The sequence below is a fragment of the Planomonospora alba genome, assembly GCF_039534085.1.
Taxonomy (GTDB): domain Bacteria; phylum Actinomycetota; class Actinomycetes; order Streptosporangiales; family Streptosporangiaceae; genus Planomonospora_B; species Planomonospora_B alba.
The window spans coordinates 26,308-46,619 of sequence record NZ_BAAAUT010000005.1 but is presented as its reverse complement, the minus strand read 5'-3'; the positions used below and the strand labels follow the sequence as shown (position 1 = coordinate 46,619).

Here is a 20,312-nt window from a genome sequence, read left to right as displayed (position 1 = left end):
GGAACCGTGACAGCCCGATCCTCCACGGGGCCGGGAGCGGTGCCCGTACGACGGGGGGTCGTCATCGGGCTGAGCGCCCTGGGAGGCTTCGCGCTGACCGTCCTGTGGTCGGCCCCCTTCGTCGACAAGGTCATCGGCGACGGAGTGACCAGCGCGATCCTCGGTCACGAAGCGGCCGAAGCGCCGATGACCAGCGCGCTCGCCGGCATCGCCTTCGCCTTCGCGAGCGGTCTCGGGGGGACGTTCACCGCGTGCAACATCGCCGCGCTGGGAGCCGTCGCGCCGCTGCTCGGTCAGCAGCGCTCCCTGCGCAGCCGGTTCGCGCAGACGCTGCCACCCCTCGGCTGGCTCGCCGCCGGGATGGCCGCCGTGTCCGCCGTCTACGGGGTCGTCGCCGCGCTGTTCGGCACCCACCTGCCGCAGTACTCGACCGCCACGGCGAGCAGCGGTCTATCCCCCCGCCTCGTTCAGTCGATGGTGGTCTTCGGGGTGATCGGCCTCATCCTGTGCTACCTCGGCCTCGCGGCGCTGAAGATCGTCAAGGATCCGCTGGAAGGCGTGGAACGGCGCTTCCCCCACATCCGCTCCCTCGTGATGGGCCTGCTGATCGGCGCGTTCCTCATCGGCCGCCCGTTCGGGCTCTACCGGCAGCTCTTCCGCGACGTCGCCGACAGCGGCAATCCCCTGTACGGGGCCTTCGCCTTCGTCACCCAGTCCCTGGGGAACATCGTCGTCCTGGCCGTCGTCTTCCTGCTCCTGTCGGTCGCCGCAGGAGGCCGCGTCCAGCGCTGGATCACGGCCAAGCCGGGCCGCGCCGCCGTGATCACAGCCTCGGCCTTCCTCGTGGCCGGCGTGTTCACCTTCCTCTACTGGGACGTCCGGCTCCTCGCCCGGACGGGCGTCATCTGGTACCCGACGATCACCTGGTACTGATCGAATCACTACTCCTCCGGAGACCGCACATGGCGACGCACAGCATCCCCCGGATCTCCCCGGGGCTCAACGGACGGCACCACCGCACCGCACTCGGCCTCTACCTGCTGATCGTGCTGGGCCACTGGGCCGAGCACCTCGCACAGGCCTTCCAGATCTACGCCCTCGGGTGGCCGGTCCACGAGGCGAGGGGAGTGCTGGGCATCCCCTTCCCCTGGCTGGTCCACTCGGAGTGGCTGCACTACGGGTACGCGCTGCTCATGCTCATCGGCCTGATCATCCTGCGTCCCGCCTTCGCCGGACGGGCGCGGACCTGGTGGAACGTCTCGCTGGCACTCCAGGTGTGGCACCATTTCGAGCACCTGCTCCTGCTCGGCCAGGCGCTGACCGGAGCGAACCTCCTGGGCCGCCCGACGCCCACCAGCCTGATCCAGCTGCTCATCCCGCGGGTGGAGCTCCACCTGTTCTACAACGGGATCGTCTTCGTGCCCATGGTGATCGCGATGATCCTGCATCTGCGCCCGTCCCCGCAGGAGCGCTCCGCGATGACGTGCACGTGCGCACCTGCTCCCGCGTGACCGTACCGGGGCCTCCCGGACGGAGGCGGGACCGCCGCGCGCCCCGGCGGTGACGGGGAGGTCCCCGTCGTGCCGCTCCTTCCCGGAAGGAGCGGCACGACGGTCTTCGCCGGGGGCGGTCATCTCCGGTAGGGCAGCTGGGTCTGGGGGTTGAACTCGTCATGACGGACGAGCTTGGCGGTGACGGTACGGAGGTCCCGTATGTCGATCACGTCCAGGCCCTTCTGCGTGTCGGTGACGTAGACGTGACCGTTGTAGTAGTAAGCCGACCACGCTCCTCCGAGCACCAACTGCGTCGGGGAGAGCGGACCCCGGTCGAAGTGGGCGATCTCATGCGGTCGGCGTGCGTCGGTGAAATCCCAGACCGACACCCCTCCCTGGTACCAGGCCTGCACCATGATGTCGCGGCCCACGGCCGGCACCAGTGATCCGTAGTGGGCGACGCAGTTCTCCGTGGCGGTCTGGTGCCGCGGAATCTTGTAGTAACTCTGCAGGACCAGGGTGCGCCGGTCGCCTCTGCCCTTGATCGCGTACACGGCGTTGGCACCTCTGGTGGGTCCCACCGCCTCATTGCAGGTGGCGGCCAGGCCGCCCCCCAGCTCGTCGGTGAACACCACCTTGTCGCCGCGGCTGTTGAACACGGCCGAGTGCCAGAAGGCGAAGTTCACCGAGTCGCGCTCGGAGGCGATGACATGCGGCCGCTCCCGATCGGAGATGTCGATGAGGACGCCGTCGCCCATGCAGGACCCCGCGGCCAGGTCCTTCCCGAGGTGGACGGTCAGGTCGTGGCAGCCGGTGGTCGGATACCAGGTGGCTCCGCCTCCAGGGTTCCCACCCCCGGGGAACAGGACGGGCTCGGCGACGACGGCGGCGCCGGCCGGATCGTCCAGCGGGACCTTGATGATGGTGATCTTGTCGTGCGGCGGCCGGCAGCCGGGGAGCGAGGTGCCGGGGAGATGGTAGGAGGACACGTAGACGTACACGGCGCCGCGGTTGCGTCCCTTCCCCGGGACGAGCGTGTGCGTGTGGGATCCGCAGGGCGTCTCCACCGAGGCCACGTACCGCGGATGCGAGATGTCGCTGATGTCGAAGATCTTCATGCCCTCCCAGGAGTCTCCGTTCGGTGCCGCCCCGGGGGAGCTCTGGCAGGAGTCGTCGCTGCGGGGGTCGTCCGTGGACAGGAAGAGCAGGTTCCCGGTCACCGACACGTCGTTCTGGGCCCCGGGGCAGATCACCTGGGTGACGAGCCGGGGAGAGCGCGGGTCGGCGATGTCGTAGACGGTGAATCCGCCGAAGTTGCCGGCGATCGCATGGGTTCCGGTGAAGGCCAGGTCCGTGCTGGGGGAGAAGGGGGTGTCCAGCGGCGGCTGTCTGGCGATGTTCGCCAGGTGCCTGATGTTCCTGCTGCGGATGATGTCGTCATCCGCTCCGCCGCCCGCCGAAACGGCCGTGACACCGCCGAGGGCCAGCAGGACGGCCAGCGGCAGCACGGACGCGACACGGGCCCACCGCCGGCGCGCGGCGCGAGGAGGTGGTCCGGCGCTCTCTCGCCTCCCGGGATTGCTTGTCTCCATGAACCAAGTGGATTACTTTATAAATATATAGTCAATAGCTTCCGGATCCGGGTGGTCCGGCGCGGCCGAGGTTGTGCGGCCCCTCTCTGCGGTACCCCGAATGACAGTTGACGCTTTCGAAAGGGAAGACTAACGTTCTGAGTCACGCAGTGATCCGCAGGTCACCGAGCCGGCGCGGTCCACGAGCCGGTTACCGGTGCGCGACCGGATCCGGAGACCTGTGACATGAGGCGCTGCTCGTACTGCCAATCTGTCTGGTTGGAGTAGCCATGACCGTCAGTGATAATTCCTTGCCGGCCTACTCACGGGACCGACAGCGCTGGACTCTGGTCCTCGCCTCGTTCGCGTCCTTCATGGTCGGCCTCGACGTGCTGGTCGTGACGACCGCGCTGCCCACCCTGCACGAAGAGCTCGGCGCGGGGGTCTCCGGTCTGGGCTGGACCGTCAGCGCCTACGAGCTCGGCTTCGCCGCGTTCATCCTGACGGGCGCGGCCCTGGGAGACCGGTTCGGCCGGCGCGCGCTGTTCGTGACCGGTGTAGGGATCTTCACCATCAGCTCGGCGCTCTGCGCGCTGAGCGGTTCCATCGAGACGCTGATCGCCGCACGCGGGCTCCAGGGCATCGGAGGCGCCATCGCCATCGCGCTGGCCCTCGCGGTGATCACCGATGCCACCCCGCCGCAGGAGCGAGGGGCCGCGTTCGGCGTCTGGGGCGCGATCTCGGGTGTCGCGGTGGCCGCGGGCCCGCTCGTCGGCGGTCTGATCATCCAAGGGTTCGCCTGGCAGTGGATCTTCTGGCTGAACGTACCGGTCGGTGTGATCCTCATCGCCATGAGCATGATGAAGATCGCCGAGACCAAGGGGGAGACGAGGTCCATCGACCTGCTGGGGCTCGTGCTCTCCACTCTCGGCGTCTTCGGGATCGCCCAGGCCCTCATTCGCGGAGGTGAGGTGGGCTGGACATCGCCTCTCATCCTCGGCGGGTTCGCGGGAGGCGTCATCGCACTGGTGCTGTTCGTGCTCTGGGAGACCAGGACGTCCAGCCCCATGATGCCGTTGAGCATGTTCCGCAACCTCAGCTTCACCGGCGGATGCCTGGCCGGTTTCGTGCTCGCCGCGGCGCTGTACGGCAACGGCTTCGTCTTCGCGCAGTACCTGCAGCTGGCGGAGGGCAACGACCCTCTGGGAGTGGGAATCCGAATGCTCCCCTGGGTCGGGCTCGCGATCGTCATCTCGCCGATCGCCGGGAAGATGGCCGACAAGATGGGGGAGCGCCCTCTCGTCATGGCCGGACTCCTCCTGCACGGCATCGGCTTCCTCGCGATCGCGCTGATGGCCTCGGCGGGCACGGGCTACGGTCCGATGATCTTCCCGCTGCTCCTGGCCGGTATCGGAGTATCCATCGCCTTCCCGACGGTGGCCTCCGCGGTCATGCGGTCGGTCAGCCCCATGCAGGTCGGCATGGCGGCCGGCGTCAGCAACACCATCCGCCAGGTCGGCGCGGTGTTCGGGGTGGCGGCGGCCGCGGCGGTGTTCACCGCGACCGGGGGGTACGGCGCGAGCGAGCAGTTCGTCGCCGGATTCACGCCGGCGACCATCGTGCTCTCGGTCGTCACCTTCGCCGGAGTCGTCATCGCCATGATCATCCGTCGTCCCGACTACGAGGCGGCCCCCGCCCCGGCGCCTTCGGACGCGCAGCCCGATCCCGCCACCTCCTGAAACACCTCAGACCTCCCGGCCGGGTGCGCAGGGGATGCGGACCACGCCTCCGAGCGCAGACCGCCCGACCGGCACCGGATCACCACCGGGAGGGCCGTCCGCCCCGGAGCGGACGGCTCGCAGCGGAAACCACCACAGGAAAGGGAAAGCCATGGGAAAGCCCGTCGCCTGGTTCGACATCACGGCTAAGGACTCGGCCAAGTCCCGCGCCTTCTACTCGGAGATCTTCGGCTGGAAGATCGACGTCGACCCCCAGATGAACTACGGAATGATCGACACCGCCTCTTCCGAGGGCATTCCGGGCGGTATCGGCGAGGCCGGTGAGCACAGCCCCGCGGGCATCGTGCTGTACGTCGTCGTCGACGACGCCGAGGCCAGCCTCAAGCAGGTCGAGTCCCTCGGAGGCAAGCGGGAGACGGAGCCGTACGACATCCCCGGAATCGGCGTCATGGCGGTCTTCCGGGACCCCGACGGCAACCGCGTCGGGCTCTGGCAGCGCTGAGAAGCAGACACGATGTCCGCCGGTGAGATGCGATCCGGATCCGCGAACGCGGACGAGGACGAGGAACTGGACATGGTCCTTCGGGCGATCGCCGAGCCGCGGCGCCGGGCGATCCTCAGCCTCATCGCATCCACCGAACTGCCGGTCGGGAAGATCGCGGAACACTTCGAGGTCACCCGGCCGGCGGTCTCCCAGCATCTGAAGGTTCTCAGGGAAGCCGGTCTGGTCGTCGAGCGCCGCGACGGAACCCGGCGCTTCTACCGAGCCAGCCAGGCGGCCTTGGCCAGACTCCGCGTGTTCGTCGAGCACTTCTGGCGATCGGGCTTCGACCTCGCCCGTGAGGCAGCCGAGGGCGCGGAACGAAAAAAACCCCATGACGGCGGCAGCCCCTGCGACCCCCCGCCCCGTCGGGCGCCGAGACGCCTCACGCGTCGCGTGGGGTCTGCCGCCGTCTCCCGGCATTGCGCCACACACGTTCGCTGCGATCCGGGAGCCCGGCCTCATCGTGCTCCCGGGGTTCGACGGAGGAGCGGAGACGGTGGACCACCTCAGCGCTCGTGCCCGGCAGGTGCTCGTCCTGGCTCAGGAGGAGGCCAGGATGTTCAACCACAACGCCATAGGCACCGAGCACATCCTCCTCGGCCTGGTCCAGACCGACGGACTGGCCGGCACCTTGCTGAAGGACCTCCGCATCGAACTCGACACCGTCCACCAGCAGGTGGAGAAGGTCGTGGGACGCGGTCAGCAGTCTTCGGCAGGACGAATCCCGCTGAGCCCTCAGGCGAGCGAGATGTTCGACAGGTCGCTGGCGGAAGCCCGGAAACTCGGCTGCGATCATGTGGACACCGAGCACATCCTGCTCGGAATGATCGCTCTGGAAGAGGACGCGGCCGTCCGGATCCTGGTGGGCATGGGCGCGGATCCGGCCCGGCTCCGTGAACGCGTCCTCCAACTGCTCGACCCGGTTCCCCAGCCGATCCGAGCCATCGCCGGTCCGGTCAGGACGGCCGACCTGCTGCTGGAACGTTTCGGCCGCAACCTGACCGACGCCGCCCGGGCGGGGCGGCTGGACCCCGTGATCGGCCGTGGCACCGAACTGGACCGGCTGGTGGAGGTGCTCCTGCGCCGGACGAAGAACAACCCCGTCCTCCTCGGCGAGCCCGGGGTGGGCAAGACCGCTCTCGTGGAGGCGCTGGCGCAGCGGATCGCGAGCGGCGAAGTGCCGGGCGAACTCCGGGACAAGCGCCTGTACGCGCTGGACCTCGGCCTGCTGGTCGCGGGCACCCGGTACCGGGGAGACTTCGAAGAACGCCTGCGAACCGTTCTCCGGGAGGCGGCGGCCGACGGCGGTGTCGTACTGTTCGTCGACGAGCTTCACACCCTTGTCGGCGCCGGCGCGGTGGAGGGCGCTCTCGACGCCGCCTCGATCATGAAGCCGATGCTGGCCCGCGGCGAACTGCGCACGATCGGCGCCACCACCCTGGAGGAGTACCGCAGGAACATCGGGAAGGACCGCGCCCTGGAACGCCGGTTCCAGCCGATCCACCTCGCGCCGCCGACTCCGGAGGCCACGATCGGGATCCTCAAAGGGCTACGCGACCGCTATCAGGCGCATCACGGAGTGGAGTTCACCGACGAGGCCCTGGCGGCCGCGGTCCGGTTGACCGACCGCCACATGACCACCCGCTTCCTTCCGGACAAGGCGATCGACGTCCTCGACGAGGCGGGCGCGCTGGTCCGGGTCCGTTCATCGGGCGGACCGCCCCGGGACGGGGTTCCGCCGCCGGTGACGGGAGAGCACGTGGCGGAGGTTGTGGCGGCCGCCACCGGGATCCCCCTCATCCGGCTGGCCGAGGAGGAGACGGAACGCCTCCGGGGGATGGAGGACGAACTGCGCAGACGGGTGGTCGGCCAGGACGCCGCGATCGCGGCACTGGCGCGGTCGATCCGCCGATCCGGTTCCGGGATCGCGGATCCCGATCGGCCGGTGGGATCGTTCCTGTTCGCCGGCCCTCCGGGCGTGGGGAAGACGGAGCTGGCGAAGGCCCTGGCAGGCCTCCTCTTCGGCGACGACGACGCGCTGATCCGGATCGACATGGGTGAGTACGCGGAAAGGCACTCGGCGGTGCGCCTGTACGGCTCGCCTCCCGGGTACCCGGGCCACGACGACGGCGGACAGCTCACCGAGCGGGTGCGGAGGAGGCCCTTCTCCGTGGTCCTGTTCGACGACGTCGAGAAGGCGCATCCCGAGGTGCTCGACGTGCTCCTCCAGGTCCTCGAAGAGGGGCGGCTCACCGATGGCCGGGGCCGTGTGGCCGACTTCCGCGGCACCGTCGTCATCATGACCACCGGTCTCGGTGCGCGGGACGTCTCTTCCGGCGCACCCGCGGGGTTCACGCAGGACGTGGCGGACGAGGACCGCCTCGGGTGGATGAGAGCCGTCGTCGGCGAGGAGCTGAGAAGCCATCTGCGACCGGAGTTCCTCAACCGGGTGGACGAGGTCGTGGTGTTCCGCCCCCTGGACCCGGACGACGTGGCCGCGATCATCGACCTGGAGATCGCCCGGCTCGGTGAACGGCTCCGCAGGGGCCACGCCGTCGCCCTGGTGGTGGCCGCCGGCGCCAGGCGCCTGCTGGCGCAGTGGTGCCGGGACCCCATGGCCGGGGCCCGCCCACTGCGCCGGACCGTGCGGCGGGAACTCGATGACGTCCTCTCCGAACTCATCCTGTCGGGCCGGCTCCGACCGGGGCGGAAGGTGACCGTCGACGCGGGAGACGGCACACGGTCCGTTCTCACCTTCACCGTCACCCCGTGAGCGACTCCGCCGCGACGATCGTGCGGGTTACGGGCGAGCCGGACCGGGCGGGCGGGAACGCGGACCGGGTCCGCCGGCTCGTCACTCCGTCCCGGGATCCCCGCCGGACGGGCCCGGTCCGGCCAGCTGACCCAGCTCCACCAGCCCGGCCGCGTTCACCATGCGGGTGACCCAGTTGAACTGGCACGCGGTCCAGACCGCCTCCAGGATCTGGTCGTCGCTCCATCCGCACCCCTTGAGACGGTCGAAGTCCTCCTGACCGATGCGGTACGCCTCACGGGTGATGCGGCGGGCCAGGCGGAGCACCTCGCGCACGGCGGCGGGGACCGGCATGTCGTCGATGTCGGCGACCCGCAGGGCGGACGCCAGGCGCCGGTCGGCGCCGATCATGTCCAGGAACAGGACATGGGCGTCGACACAGTAGCCGCAGCCCACCTCCTGGGCCACGAAGGCGGCGATGAGCTCCTTGACCCCGCGATCAAGGAAACCCTCGTCGAAAACCGATCGATAACCGTCCCAGAAGACTTTCAGGTAGTCCGGACGCGTACTCACCAGCTTGAAGACGTCAGGCACGAGGCCCAGGCCGAAATGAGCCCGTATCTCCTCGTACAGCGCCGCGGTGGTGTCCACTGCGGCCGACTCGTCCACCACGGGCACCCGCACACCATGCGGTCGGTCCATGTCCGCTCCCGGATGCTTCGGAGGGTTGTATTCAAATACTATGTAGAATTAAAGTAGAGAAGACGGTGAGGAGGCCAACATGAGTCATGCCCGGCGAAACTACGGTCAGTACTGCGGGCTCGCCTCGGCCCTGGACGTCGTGGGCGAGCGCTGGACGCTGCTCATCATCCGTGAACTGCTCATGGGTCCCCGCCGGTACGGCGAACTCCTCGCCGAGCTGCCCGGCATCGGCACCAACCTGCTCGCCGAGCGGCTCAGAAGCCTCGTGGAGATGGGAGTGCTCACCAAGCCCGCGTCGAGGGACCAGGGATACGAGCTGACCGAGCTGGGCCGCCGGCTCCGCGAACCCGTTCTGCTGCTGGCCCGCTGGGGGATGTCGTTCCTGGGCGCCCCCGGGGAGGATCTGGAGGTCCGCCCGCACTGGGGGTTCCTGGCGGTCCAGGCCATGATCGATCCCGCCCGGGCGTCCGACCTCGATGAGGTATACGAATTTCACGTCGACGACGTCGTCTTCCACATCAGTGTCGAGCGGCGGGTGCCGCACGCCGTCGAGGGTCCCGCGGCGGGTCCCTGTGCGATGGTGGCCCGGACCGACGCGAAGACCTTCGTGGAGATCGGTGCGCAGCGCCTGACTCCTTTCGAGGCCCTGGCCTCGGGCAGGCTGGAGCTGTCCGGCGCCCCCGACGCCGTCATGCGCGCGAGCGCGCTGCTCGGGCTGATCCCGGCGACCGAGGCGGCGCCCCTGGGCGCCGCCGGTGCGCGTTGAGAGGCGTGTCGCTTCGCAATGCCATAGGGACATTTCACCTTCGATCGCTGTGCGGCGTCATGTCATGTGGGCATGAGCCGCGCTCGACCTGGTCTTTCCCGCGCCCTCGGAGGCCGTCTCCCCGTTCATTGAACCCGCGCTGCGGGTGTAATGCAACGCTTGACTATATATCTCTAAAGTTGTCTACTTTGGGGAGCCGGTACAAACCGTGCCCCGTAGTGGACGCCGTGAGAGGGTGCCACCGAGCGTTGCGACATCGCTGCTTCACGGCCGGCTACGGCGGCTCCGAGGGTCGTGCACCCACCTCCGTAGGAGAGACCATGCCGCACATCGCCATGCCCCCCGAGCTCGCTCCCGGGACCCCGGGCCTGTTCCAGTACCGACCCGAGACGGGCCGCCCGCTGGGCGAGCTCGCCGAGGTGCTCCTGCGCAACCCCCACTCGCTCAGCCGGGGCGAGCGGGAGCTCATCGCCGCCTACGTCTCTGTCCTGAACGACTGCACCTTCTGCAGCTCCACCCACTCCGAGGTCAGCGCCGCCCAGATGGAGGGTGGCCGCACCCTGGTGGACAAGGTCATCAACGACCTCGACAGCGCTCCGGTCCCGCCCAAGCTCAAGGCGCTGCTCGCCATCGCGGGCGCCACGCAGCGCGGAGGCCACGAGGTCACCGAGGCGATGGTGGACACCGCCCGCCAGGCGGGCGCCACCGACACGGAGATCCACGACACGGTGCTCATCGCCGCGGCCTTCTGCATGTTCAACCGGTACTGCGACGGCCTGGCGGCCATCGTGCCCAGCGATCCGGCCGCCTACGCGGGGATGGCTCAGATGATCATCAATGACGGCTACCGGATGTGCGCCACCGGCCATTAGGCCGATCAGCGGCGGTCGCCCGGCCGTACACGCCCGGCCGGGCGACCGCACCGGTCGTCTGAGCCCGCGATGAGCACCTGGAAGGGAGTGCGATGACCGAAACGACTCGGCACACCGTCCGCCTCACCTCTCTGTCACCCGGCGCCGGTTGTGCCTGCAAGCTCCCGCAGTCCTCCCTCGAGCAGTTGATGAACGGCTTCGACCCGGTGCTCTCGCAGGCCGGCGCCGACCTCCTCGTCGGGCTGCCCGAAGGCGACGACGCCGCGGTCCTGAGGCTGAACGACTCCCAGGCGCTGATCCTGACCACCGACTTCTTCACCCCCATCGTGGACGACCCCTACGACTGGGGCCGTATCGCGGCGGCGAACGCGCTGTCCGACGTCTACGCCATGGGAGGACGGCCGCTCGTCGCGCTCAACCTGGCCGCCTGGCCGGGTGACGGCCTGCCGATCGGCATGCTGTCCCAGGTGATGCACGGTGCCGCCGCCGTCGCCGCCTCGGCCGGATGCGCGGTCGTCGGCGGGCACACGATCGCCGACCCGGTGCCCAAGTACGGCATGGCCGTGCTCGGCGTGGCCGATCCCGCGCGCCTTCTCACCATCGACCGGGCGAAGGCCGGCGACCTGCTGGTCTTGACCAAACCGATCGGGACGGGGGTCATGGTCACGGCGTTGAAGCACGACGCGGCGGATCCCGGCGCCGTGGCCGAGGCGGTGGCGTCGATGACATCGCTCAACGCCGCGGCCGGCGAGGCGGCACTGGAGACCGGGGCCCGGGCCGCCACCGACGTGACCGGGTTCGGCCTTCTGGGTCATCTGCGCAGGCTGCTGAAGGCCAGTGGAGCCGCAGCCGAAGTGGACGCCGACCGTGTGCCGCTTCTTCCGGACGTCAGAGAACTCGCCGCCAAGGGATTCGTGTCGGGCGGCACCCGGGCGAACATGGACTTCCTGGCGGACTGGGTGCGGATCGACCCGTCGGTCGACGACGAGCTCTCCGTCCTCCTGCATGATGCGCAGACCTCCGGCGGCCTGTTGATCGCCGCGCCCGCACCCGCGGACGACCTCCTGGAACACCTGCGCCGGCGAAAGGTGCCCGCGGTGGCGATCGGACGGGTCGTCGACGGCCCGGCCGGCCGCATCACCGTACGGGCAGGCACCTGATCCTCCGGGGCCGTGAGCCCGGAACCGCCATAGAAGATCATTCAAGTTTCGGCTCGGCCGGAGGTGAAGGCGATGAACGGCGACCCGCGTCGCGCCCTGCCCAGGATGGACGTCGTGCTCGCACATCCCTGGATCACCGAGCAGGTGCACGCCTGCGGGAGGCCGCTGGTGGCGGAGGTCGCCCGGCAGGCGCTGGAACTCGCCAGGGAAGGGCTCGCTGAGGGGCAACCCCTACCCTCGCTGGACGACATCGCGCAGACGGTGGCGACCTCGGTCGCCGCGCTCACCTCGGGCCGGATCCGCGCGGTCATCAACGCCACCGGGGTGGTGCTGCACACCAATCTCGGCCGGGCACCGCTGTCGGAGGCGGCCCGCGAGGCCGTCTCCGCCGCGGCGGGCTACTCGACCGTGGAATTCGACCTGCAGACCGGAGGACGGGGCAGACGCGGAACCACCGCCAACCTGCTCCTCCGCGAGCTCACCGGCGCGCCCGCCTCCCTCGCGGTCAACAACGCCGCCGCCGCACTGCTGCTCGCGCTGAGCGCCCTGGCGCGCGGCCGCGAGGTCGTGGTGTCACGGGGCGAACTGGTCGAGATCGGAGGAGAGTTCCGGATCCCGGCCATCATGGAAGCCGCCGGGGTGAAACTCGTCGAGGTGGGATCGACCAACCGGACCCACCTGTCCGACTACACGGACGCGATCGGTGACCGGACGGCTCTGCTGATGGTGGTCCACCCGTCCAACTACCGGATCGAGGGGTTCACCACCCAGCCGTCGCTTCCCGAACTCGTCGGTGTGGCCAGGAAGGCGGGCGTACCCCTGCTGCACGACATCGGTTCCGGTCTCCTGCGCGGGCGGCTGGGGGACGAGCCGACGCTCGAGGACAGCCTCAAGGCCGAGGTGGACCTGGCGGTCTTCTCCGGTGACAAGCTCTTCGGGGGTCCCCAGGCGGGTCTCATCGTGGGCCGTTCCGATCTCGTGCAACGCCTGGCGCGCCACCCCGTGGCACGTGCCGTACGCATCGACAAACTGACCCTCGCGGCGCTGGAGGCGACCCTGCTGTCGCATCTGTCAGGCCGGTTGGAGGAGCTTCCCATATGGCGGATGCTCAACCTGCCTCTGAGCGACCTCCGGACACGGGCGGAGAGGATGGCGGACGGTCTGGGCCGGGCCGCCTCCCTGCGCGAAGGGGAGGGCGTCGTAGGAGGCGGCAGCCTGCCGGCAGAGCGCCTTCCCAGCGTGCTCGTCGAGATCGATCCCCGTCCCGTGAGCGAGACGGTGGTCGTGGCCAGGCTCCGCGCCGCCGATCCGCCCGTGATCACGCGAGCGGAGAAGGGGCGTGTCCTCGTCGATCTCCGCACGGTGCCGCCGGAGGAGGACCAGCGGCTTCTGCGGATCCTGCGGGAGGCGTTGACGGCTGACGCCTGACACGGACCGGCGGCGGAGAGCGGATTCGGCTCGCGGGCATCTCCTCCGGTGCCCGGGGGCTCCGGGCGACGCGGAGCCGTCGTCCTCAGAAGACGGCTCCGCGCACGCGGTCCTAGCCGGTGGTCCGCGCCCGCATTCTGCGCGTGGTGGAGTCCACCCGTACGGTGTGGCCCCGGCTGTCCAGATATTCCAGCAGCGGAATGGCCACGCGCCGGGAGGTGCCGAGGGCGCTCCTGGCCTCGCTCGCGGTGAAGGGCTGCGGCAGCCGGTTGAGGATCTCGACGGCGAGGTTCTCGGCACTGAGGGGCAGGACGACGCCTTCGGCCAGCCTGATCAGGGCACCCGCCCGCGCCGCGGCGATCACCGCTCTGGAGTGCAGTCCCAGTTCGGCCAGACGAGCGGCCTCCGGGGCCCGGAAGGGGGCGGCCCCCAGCTCCTCCTCCAGCCGGCGCACGGCCGTGGCGACCGGGGCCGGAAGCCGCGGTGCGGCAGCCGGTCGGTGGATCCGGTTCGCCTCCACCCGCAGCGGGGGACGCACGAGGACCTCCACCAACCGCTTGTCGGGCAGGCGCAGCAGTTGCCTGGCGGACTCGACGGGAAGCCCGGGGGAGAGGGGACTGCGCTCGGCGTGCTCGTCCACCGCCCGAGACAGATCGGTGCCCAGCGACTCCCAGTGCTCCGGGTCCGCCAGCCAGTCCCCGCCCACCCGTCGGCCGGCGGGCTCGCACCCCATCACGATCAGGTCGTCCCGCTTGAGGAAGCGGTGCCTGCGCAGCAGGTCATGACCGGTGGGCGGATCAGGCCAGCCGGACAGCTCGCGCGCGGCGGCCGCGGCGGCACCGCGGCGGCTGAGTGACGGTGGCCGCACGTCGAGCACGGTCAGCCCTGCGACGCGCCGGGAGCCGGGCTCCCGGAGAATGGCGCGGTCTCCGACGCGGAGCGGCAGGGGGGCGGACAGGGTCAGCCGTGCCGTGCCGGTGCCGAGTCTGCGCACCCGCACGGCGACCGCGGCGGAACCGATGTGGAAGATGGCTTCCCGAGCCGGCCCGCCGGCGGGGGCGCCGCGCAGCCGCACGTCGATCGTGTCCGTGCCGATCCACCGGTCCGGTGTCACCAGGGCCATGCCCCTGGTGACACCGCCCAGGTCGACGCCCTTGAGGTTCATCGCCACACGGGCGACACCCGAGACGGCATCGACCCGTTTCTTCAACGACTCCAGCCCGCGGACCCGCACCCGGTGGCCGGAGGGGACCAGGAGCAGCTCGTCGCCCACCGCCACGGTGCCGCCGGGCAGCGTTCCGGTGACGACCGTGCCCATGCCCTTGATGGTGAAGGCGCGGTCGATCCACAACCGGACGGGTCCGTCAGCCGGGGAGGGGGGAAGGGAGTCGACCAGCCTCTCCAGCGCTTTCACGAGGTTCCCCAGGCCCTCACCCGTCTTGCCGCTGACGGCGACGGCTTCGACCTGGCCCAGGCAGGTCTGAGAGATCTCGGACCGGGCCTCCTCGATGGCGAGCTCCGGGTCCTCGCGATCGCATCTCGTGACGACCAGCAGGCCGTGCCCCAGCCCCAGGGCGTCGATCACGGCGAGGTGCTCGGCGGATTGCGGCATCCAGCCCTCGTCCGCGGCGACCACCATCATGACGGCCGGTACCGGGCCGATGCCGGCGAGCATGTTGCTCACGAAGCGTTCGTGCCCGGGGACGTCGACGAAGGCCAGCTCCCTGCCTGAAGGCAGCGCCGTCCAGGCGAACCCCAGGTCGATCGTCATGCCGCGCCGGCGCTCCTCCGCCCACCGGTCCGGCTCCATGCCGGTCAGTGCCCGTACGAGCGTCGACTTGCCGTGGTCCACGTGTCCGGCGGTCGCGACTACGTGCATGCGCACTTTCCCATCGCTTGAGGAACGACGCGACGATGTGTAGCGGAGGCGAACGGGAATCGAACCCGCCAGCGACGTCAACGCCGCCCCATCGGTTTTGTAGACCGGGAGGGCCACCAGGCACCCAACGCCTCCGAGAGATAACTAACGATATCTGTAGCCAGATGTCAACGATCTCACAATCAAGATCTTTTCCTCCTCGGCTGGATGCTGCTCTGACGTCCTTATTCAAAAGGGAATTTGTTTAGGTGCGGTGACAGCCCGGGGCGGACGCGATTCCGTGGTGGCAAGGTGTTGACTATATGAGTTTAAAGTAGTCCACTATGAGTGGCGTTGACGCTCAGGGTCTTCGGACCAGTCCTTCGCCGGATCCGGCGGCTCGAGCGGACAAGGACCAGACGGCTCCGCTCCGAGAGGCGTCCTGATCAGTCAAGAGCCCAGGTTGGGAGAGAGACATGACCATCGCTGACAGCCGGCTGTCGACAACGTCGCCGGACGTTCGCCCGCTGCTCACCGAGTACCGGGAGCAGTTCGTCCCCGCGGCGGTGGACTACCTGGAAAGGAGGATCTCCGCGAACGAGCTGCGGCGCCGCTGGAAGCCGCACTACCTCGGCACGTTCCACGCCTACGACCTCACCGTGGAGCGTGCGTGGCGCGAGCTGAGCGGCTCCACGGGCACGCTGGAGTCCGGGGCGCCTCCGGCCGACCCCCGCTTCGAGGCGCCGCTGCAGCACTTTCCGGTGAGCGTCGCCTACAACAACCTCGACCGCCTGATCGAGGTGCTCGCGATCGAACTGGGCGACCGGACGGTCGACCAGACGAAGATCCGCGAGCGGACGGTGGACTTCGCGCACGTCATCGATTCGCTCGACGCCCTCATGGCGTCACTCGCCGGCTAGCGGGTGCCGTCGGGGCAACCACGCTCCATCGCTCTCACTCGAAAGGTTGAACTGTGAGCGAACCACAGGGAATCCTCAGACAGCTCCTCGACAGGGGCATCGCGTCGGGTATCGACGACGCGACGCTCGCGCCGGCGGAGGTTGTCAAGGGTCACGAGTCCGCGTGGGGAGGACCGGGCAACCTGTACCCGATCCGCCCCTACACGCTGACACCGTCGGCCCTCGAGTCCTTCACCGTCCGCGAGCGCATCCACGTGCGCATCGACGGGCTCGGGGAGGACATCGTCGACCTCCACGGCATGGCGATCTACCGTCGCCACGACCCCCACGCGGCCGAGGGAACCCCCCTCGACTGGGCCAGCGCCACGATCACCGCGCAGTTCCTGTCCCTTCAGGTGACCGGACACAGCGAGATCTTCGGCCAGGTCAAGGTGTCGAACTCGCCCGGCAAGGCGGAAGGAGCGCGGGTCAAGCCGAGTCCCGCGCCCGACGACGGCTCGGTGATGCCGATCAAGGACTGTATCACCATGATCTATCCTCGGTTCGAGGTAGAGCAGCTCGGCACGACCGTTGACACCGGCGACCAGGTGGTCCGTCTGGAGTCGCGGGTCGCGATGGTCCCGCCGATCGGGGACGTGTCGCGTACATCGAAGTCCTACACGCTGTACGACGGCGAAGGCCGTCGCGTCGGCGAGTTGATCGCCGCCGACATCGAGATCGGGGCGTTGCTCCACCACGTCCCGATCGCCAGCGCGGTGGTGCCGGCCGAGCTCGCAAGAGTGCTCGCCTAGGCGCCCAGGCGATGAGTGACGTGCGTGTTGCCGGGCCGGCTCGGGCGAACTTCCGCGCGGGCCGGCTCGCGTCCTATGCCTTCAGCGTCGAAGCGACCATCGGGCAGAACCCGATGCGGTACGTGTTCGCGCGCCGCTTCCCGGCCCCTTCCGGCCGCGGGAGCGCGGTGACCGCGCTCTTCGTCCTGAAACCGGATGTCCTCTTCGGTACCTACGTGTGGATCGAAGAGGACCCCGATCTCCCCGACTGCCGCATCCACACCTACCTTCCCACCATGAAGAAGCCGATCCAGGTGGTGGACCGGCTCGTCTTCGACTGCCTGCCGCTCACCGACATCGGTTACGTCGATCTCATGGCCTGGCCGCATCCGGCTCTCCGCCCCGCCGCACCCGAGCCGGGCATGCTCCGTCCTCCCGATGCGCCGGCCCGCGCCGTGGCGAGGTGCTTCTCGGGGCCTGCGGGGCTGCGCGTGAGCGAACTCGTCGTCCCGCGTCAGGGGCTGGTGGTCGCCCGGACGATCCACCACGGCGACCAGGAGGTCAGACGCTGGGAGGTGGCGGAGCAGGGGGGTCCCGAAGAGGACTGGCTGCCCCGGCGGATCCGGGTCGCACGGCTGCAGAGCGGCCACCGTACGGAGTTCGTCCGCACGAGCCCCGCGGTACCGGTGCCTCACGAGGCGTTCGGCGATGAGCCGGCGCTTCTCCGCCAGGCGGTGGAGCAGCGGCTGCACACGCGACAGGAGTGACCATGAGAAGTCGGCCGTCGCCGCTGCTGCTGTGCCGGCGCACGCTGCGCCTGATCGCCCACGGCTCTCACACGCTTGTCCGTCTCCTGCTGATCGCCGCCGTCTCACCCGCCGGTCGCCGGGGTGAGCGGCTCGCCGCCGAAGCCGCCCGGCTGCCCGAACGGCTCGGCGGTGCGTTCCTGAAGGCGGGCCAGCTGTTGGCGACACGGGTCGACCTGGTGGGCGAGAGGATGGCCGGAGCGCTCGGCCGGCTGCACGACGGCGTCGAACCGATGACCGCGGCGCAGGCCCTGCAGGCGGCACGGCCGGCGTTCGGGGAGCTACCGCCGGGATTCCGCCAGGCCCTGACCCGGCCGCCGGTGGCCAGCGGGTCGATCGCCTGCGTCTACAGAACCGATCTGGACGGAGAGCAGGTCGCCGTCAAGGTGCGGCGCCCGGACGTCGCCAGGGTCTTCGAGACCGACGTCATGATGCTCAGGCTCATGGCACGTGCCGCCGAACGCGTCCCCGTGTTCCGCCGGGTGCCCATGACCGAGATCGCCGCCCAGATGGGTGACTGCCTCATCGGCCAGTTGGACTTCGCCCAGGAGGCGGAGAGCCTCCGCCACCTCCGCTCCGTCCTGGCCGAGGTGCCCGGGATCACGGTCCCCGAGGTGCGGACCGCCGCATGCGCCGACGGGATCGTCACCATGGAGTTCGTCGAGGGCCTCGACCGCTCGGTGATCGGCCGCCTGCCTGCCGAGGCGCGGGAGGCGGGGGTGGCGACCCTGGTCAGGGCGGTTTACCACATGCTCTTCGTCGAGGGCTTCATCCATGTCGACCTGCACCAGGGCAACGTGTACTTCCGCGAGGACGGCGGAGTGGTGATCCTCGACGCCGGCTTCGTCTTCCGGTTGAGCGATATGGCGCGCACCAGCTTTACGAAATTCTTCGCCGGAATGATTCAGGGGGACGGTGAATCGTGCGCTGGAATCCTGCTGTCCACGGTGCGAAATGCTGAAGAGAATGCCGACGTGACGCGGTTCCGGCGCGATGTGGCGGAGCTCGTCGTGCGGAACGCGGGTGCGCGCGCACGCGACTTCGACCTGGCGGCCTTCTCGGTCCGGCTCTTCGATCTCCAGCGACGGCACCGGCTCTTCGCCGAACCGGAGTTCGTCTTCCCGCTCCTGTGCCTGCTGTCCCTGGAGGGCACGGTGCGCAGGTTCCATCCTGAGATGGACTTCCAGATGGAGGCCGCCCCCTACGTGATGCAGGGACTGCTGGTGAACTCCGCCGAGTCTCCGGGGTGAGAGCGGCATCCGCCACACACCGCGTGGAAGGCGTCACCGTACGTGTCTGCGAACCGGGCTCTTGACACGATGGGGATGCGAAGAGAATATGACTATAATTTTATAAAGTAATCGGCTGTTTTGTGGATATCGGCCCGTTTCCGTTGAAATCTGATCCCGATGACCCGGGAGTTTCGCATGCCTTCCCGTCCCGCTCCGGAGAGAACGCGGAATACCGTTTTCCCGGTGATCGCACTCTGCCTGACCGCCTTCGTGGTCATGGTGGACACGACGATCGTCCAGGTCATGGTTCCCGACCTGATGCGGGTTCTGGGCGCGGACCTGGGGCAGGTGCTGTGGGTCGTCAACGGGTTCATCCTGGTGTACGCCGCGCTGCTCATCACCGCGGGACGCGCGGGCGGACTCCTGGGGCCCCGGGTCCTGCTGATCGCCGGCCTGCTCCTGTTCGCGGCGGCCTCGCTCGCATGCGGCCTGTCCTCCTCGCCGGCGCAGCTCATCGCCGCCCGCATCGCGCAGGGCGTCGGTGGAGCGGTGATCGTCCCCCAGAGCCTGACCCTGGTCGCCTTGATGTTCCCCGGGAACCGCCGCGGCGCGGCTCTGGGGGTGGTCAGCGCGACCATGGCACTGGCGGCGGTCGTGGGCCCTGTGGGGGGCGGGATGATCGTCACCGCGTGGGGGTGGCGCTGGGCGTTCCTCGTCAACGTGCCGCTCTGCGTTCTCGCCCTGGCCCTGGCCCTCAGGTATGTCCCCGCTGTACGGCCCACCGGTCGCCAGCGACTGGACTGGGGCGGCGTCGTGCTGGCGACGGCAGGGCTGGGGGTGGTCACCTACGGCCTCGTCGAGGGGCGTCGATACGGATGGGGGTCGATCACCGGCCCCGTCACCATCCCCCTGGTCTTCGCCGCGGGTCTGGTGCTGCTGGCCGCTTTCGTCTGGTGGGAGCACAGGTGCACGGCTCCCGTCATGCCGCCCGGCCTGTTCGGCTATCGATCCTTCACCACCGCAGGCGGGCTCGCCTGCGTCCAGTTCGTCGTGATGCTCGGGCTCATGCTGATCGTCACCCTGCACGTCCAGCGGATACAGGGAGGCAGCGCGATCGACGCGGGCCTGGTTCTGCTGCCCATGGCGGTCATGGCGGGGCTGCTGTCGCCCCTGGCCGGATGGTTCACCGACCGGGTGGGGGGTGCTCGGATCATCATGGGCGGGTTCACCGTGATGTCGGCCGGTGTCGTCTGGTTCGCCCTGCTGGCCTCGCCCTCGGTCGCGGTGCCGGCGCTCATGCCGCCCTCGGCTCTGGTGGGAGCCGGAGTAGGACTGGTGATGGCGCCCGCGAGCACCGAGGCCATCCGTGATCTCCCCCAATCCCTCGTGCCGGCTGCCTCGGGCCTGCTCAACACCGGACGGCAGATCGCAGGCCTGCTCGGAGTCGCGATCGTGGGCGCGATCCTCCAGAACGGATCCTCCGTCCACGAGGCGGCGTCAGGAGCGGACGCGCGCCCCGAGGCGGCCGATGCCGCCTTCGTCGACGCCTTCACGACGGCGGAGCGGGTCGCGCTGGTCGCTCTGGCCGCCATGGCGCTGGCGGCAGCGCTGATCTCGCCACTGCTCCGGCCGCGCTCCCCACTGCCTCACGTCCCGCGGACAACGTCCCCGACCCCATGAACCGGTAGCCGTAGCACCC

At 69.4% G+C, this 20,312-nt stretch carries 17 protein-coding genes, 1 tRNA gene and 1 pseudogene; 15 read left to right on the top strand and 4 right to left on the bottom strand.

Annotated features, from left to right (window positions below; genetic code table 11):
• Positions 1 to 39 precede the first annotated feature (39 nt).
• Complete coding sequence (locus tag ABD823_RS04070) at positions 40 to 933, top strand: hypothetical protein (RefSeq protein WP_344856034.1); 894 nt, start codon at positions 40 to 42, stop codon at positions 931 to 933.
• A 29-nt stretch (positions 934 to 962) separates the two neighbouring features.
• On the top strand, positions 963 to 1,511 hold the full coding sequence (locus ABD823_RS04065) for a hypothetical protein (protein ID WP_344856032.1): 549 nt from the start codon (positions 963 to 965) through the stop codon (positions 1,509 to 1,511).
• A 119-nt stretch (positions 1,512 to 1,630) separates the two neighbouring features.
• On the opposite strand, the gene ABD823_RS04060 is transcribed toward ABD823_RS04065, so the two are convergent.
• A complete protein-coding gene (locus tag ABD823_RS04060; protein WP_344856030.1) occupies positions 1,631 to 3,001 on the bottom strand; it encodes an LVIVD repeat-containing protein in 1,371 nt (456 codons plus the stop codon).
• Positions 3,002 to 3,375: 374 nt separating this feature from the next.
• Between ABD823_RS04060 and ABD823_RS04055 the strand changes: the two genes are divergently transcribed.
• From ABD823_RS04055 to ABD823_RS04045, 4 genes and pseudogenes are all read left to right on the top strand, one after another.
• A complete protein-coding gene (locus ABD823_RS04055; RefSeq protein ID WP_344856028.1) occupies positions 3,376 to 4,803 on the top strand; it encodes a DHA2 family efflux MFS transporter permease subunit in 1,428 nt (475 codons plus the stop codon).
• 151 nt (positions 4,804 to 4,954) lie between these two features.
• Positions 4,955 to 5,305 (top strand): VOC family protein, encoded by a 351-nt coding sequence (locus tag ABD823_RS04050; RefSeq protein ID WP_344856026.1) that lies wholly within the window; start codon positions 4,955 to 4,957, stop codon positions 5,303 to 5,305.
• A gap of 12 nt (positions 5,306 to 5,317) precedes the next feature.
• A pseudogene (locus tag ABD823_RS34565) lies at positions 5,318 to 5,584 on the top strand (ArsR/SmtB family transcription factor); the annotation flags it as partial.
• Between the two features lie 259 nt (positions 5,585 to 5,843).
• A complete protein-coding gene (locus ABD823_RS04045) occupies positions 5,844 to 8,120 on the top strand; it encodes an ATP-dependent Clp protease ATP-binding subunit (protein ID WP_344856024.1) in 2,277 nt (758 codons plus the stop codon).
• A gap of 81 nt (positions 8,121 to 8,201) precedes the next feature.
• On the opposite strand, the gene ABD823_RS04040 is transcribed toward ABD823_RS04045, so the two are convergent.
• Positions 8,202 to 8,801 carry a carboxymuconolactone decarboxylase family protein gene (locus ABD823_RS04040; protein WP_344856022.1) on the bottom strand — a complete coding sequence of 200 codons (600 nt, stop codon included), beginning with the start codon at positions 8,799 to 8,801 and terminating at the stop codon, positions 8,202 to 8,204.
• A gap of 79 nt (positions 8,802 to 8,880) precedes the next feature.
• Between ABD823_RS04040 and ABD823_RS04035 the strand changes: the two genes are divergently transcribed.
• The 4 genes from ABD823_RS04035 to selA all read left to right on the top strand — a co-directional run bounded on the left by ABD823_RS04035 (position 8,881) and on the right by selA (position 13,027).
• On the top strand, positions 8,881 to 9,567 hold the full coding sequence (locus ABD823_RS04035; protein ID WP_344856020.1) for a winged helix-turn-helix transcriptional regulator: 687 nt from the start codon (positions 8,881 to 8,883) through the stop codon (positions 9,565 to 9,567).
• A gap of 320 nt (positions 9,568 to 9,887) precedes the next feature.
• The gene (locus tag ABD823_RS04030; RefSeq protein WP_344856018.1) at positions 9,888 to 10,439 is read left to right on the top strand and encodes a carboxymuconolactone decarboxylase family protein; all 552 of its coding nucleotides are present in this window, start codon (positions 9,888 to 9,890) and stop codon (positions 10,437 to 10,439) included.
• A gap of 92 nt (positions 10,440 to 10,531) precedes the next feature.
• Positions 10,532 to 11,599 carry a selenide, water dikinase SelD gene (gene selD, locus ABD823_RS04025; protein WP_344856016.1) on the top strand — a complete coding sequence of 356 codons (1,068 nt, stop codon included), beginning with the start codon at positions 10,532 to 10,534 and terminating at the stop codon, positions 11,597 to 11,599.
• A gap of 72 nt (positions 11,600 to 11,671) precedes the next feature.
• A complete protein-coding gene (selA, locus tag ABD823_RS04020) occupies positions 11,672 to 13,027 on the top strand; it encodes an L-seryl-tRNA(Sec) selenium transferase (protein ID WP_344856014.1) in 1,356 nt (451 codons plus the stop codon).
• Between the two features lie 112 nt (positions 13,028 to 13,139).
• Here the strand turns inward: selA and selB are convergent, their stop codons facing one another.
• Positions 13,140 to 14,906 (bottom strand): selenocysteine-specific translation elongation factor, encoded by a 1,767-nt coding sequence (gene selB, locus ABD823_RS04015; RefSeq protein ID WP_344856012.1) that lies wholly within the window; start codon positions 14,904 to 14,906, stop codon positions 13,140 to 13,142.
• Between the two features lie 43 nt (positions 14,907 to 14,949).
• A tRNA-OTHER gene (locus ABD823_RS04010) sits at positions 14,950 to 15,041 on the bottom strand.
• A 320-nt stretch (positions 15,042 to 15,361) separates the two neighbouring features.
• On the opposite strand from ABD823_RS04010, the gene ABD823_RS04005 reads away from it, so the two are divergent.
• From ABD823_RS04005 to ABD823_RS03985, 5 genes are all read left to right on the top strand, one after another.
• Positions 15,362 to 15,805: a hypothetical protein gene (locus ABD823_RS04005; protein ID WP_344856010.1), complete on the top strand. Its 444-nt coding sequence runs from the start codon at positions 15,362 to 15,364 to the stop codon at positions 15,803 to 15,805.
• 53 nt (positions 15,806 to 15,858) lie between these two features.
• Positions 15,859 to 16,596 (top strand): DUF6073 family protein, encoded by a 738-nt coding sequence (locus tag ABD823_RS04000; protein WP_344856008.1) that lies wholly within the window; start codon positions 15,859 to 15,861, stop codon positions 16,594 to 16,596.
• Between the two features lie 11 nt (positions 16,597 to 16,607).
• Positions 16,608 to 17,342: a hypothetical protein gene (locus ABD823_RS03995; protein WP_344856006.1), complete on the top strand. Its 735-nt coding sequence runs from the start codon at positions 16,608 to 16,610 to the stop codon at positions 17,340 to 17,342.
• Between the two features lie 2 nt (positions 17,343 to 17,344).
• Positions 17,345 to 18,631 (top strand): ABC1 kinase family protein, encoded by a 1,287-nt coding sequence (locus ABD823_RS03990; RefSeq protein WP_344856004.1) that lies wholly within the window; start codon positions 17,345 to 17,347, stop codon positions 18,629 to 18,631.
• 225 nt (positions 18,632 to 18,856) lie between these two features.
• Positions 18,857 to 20,293: a DHA2 family efflux MFS transporter permease subunit gene (locus ABD823_RS03985; protein ID WP_344856002.1), complete on the top strand. Its 1,437-nt coding sequence runs from the start codon at positions 18,857 to 18,859 to the stop codon at positions 20,291 to 20,293.
• Positions 20,294 to 20,312 lie beyond the last annotated feature (19 nt).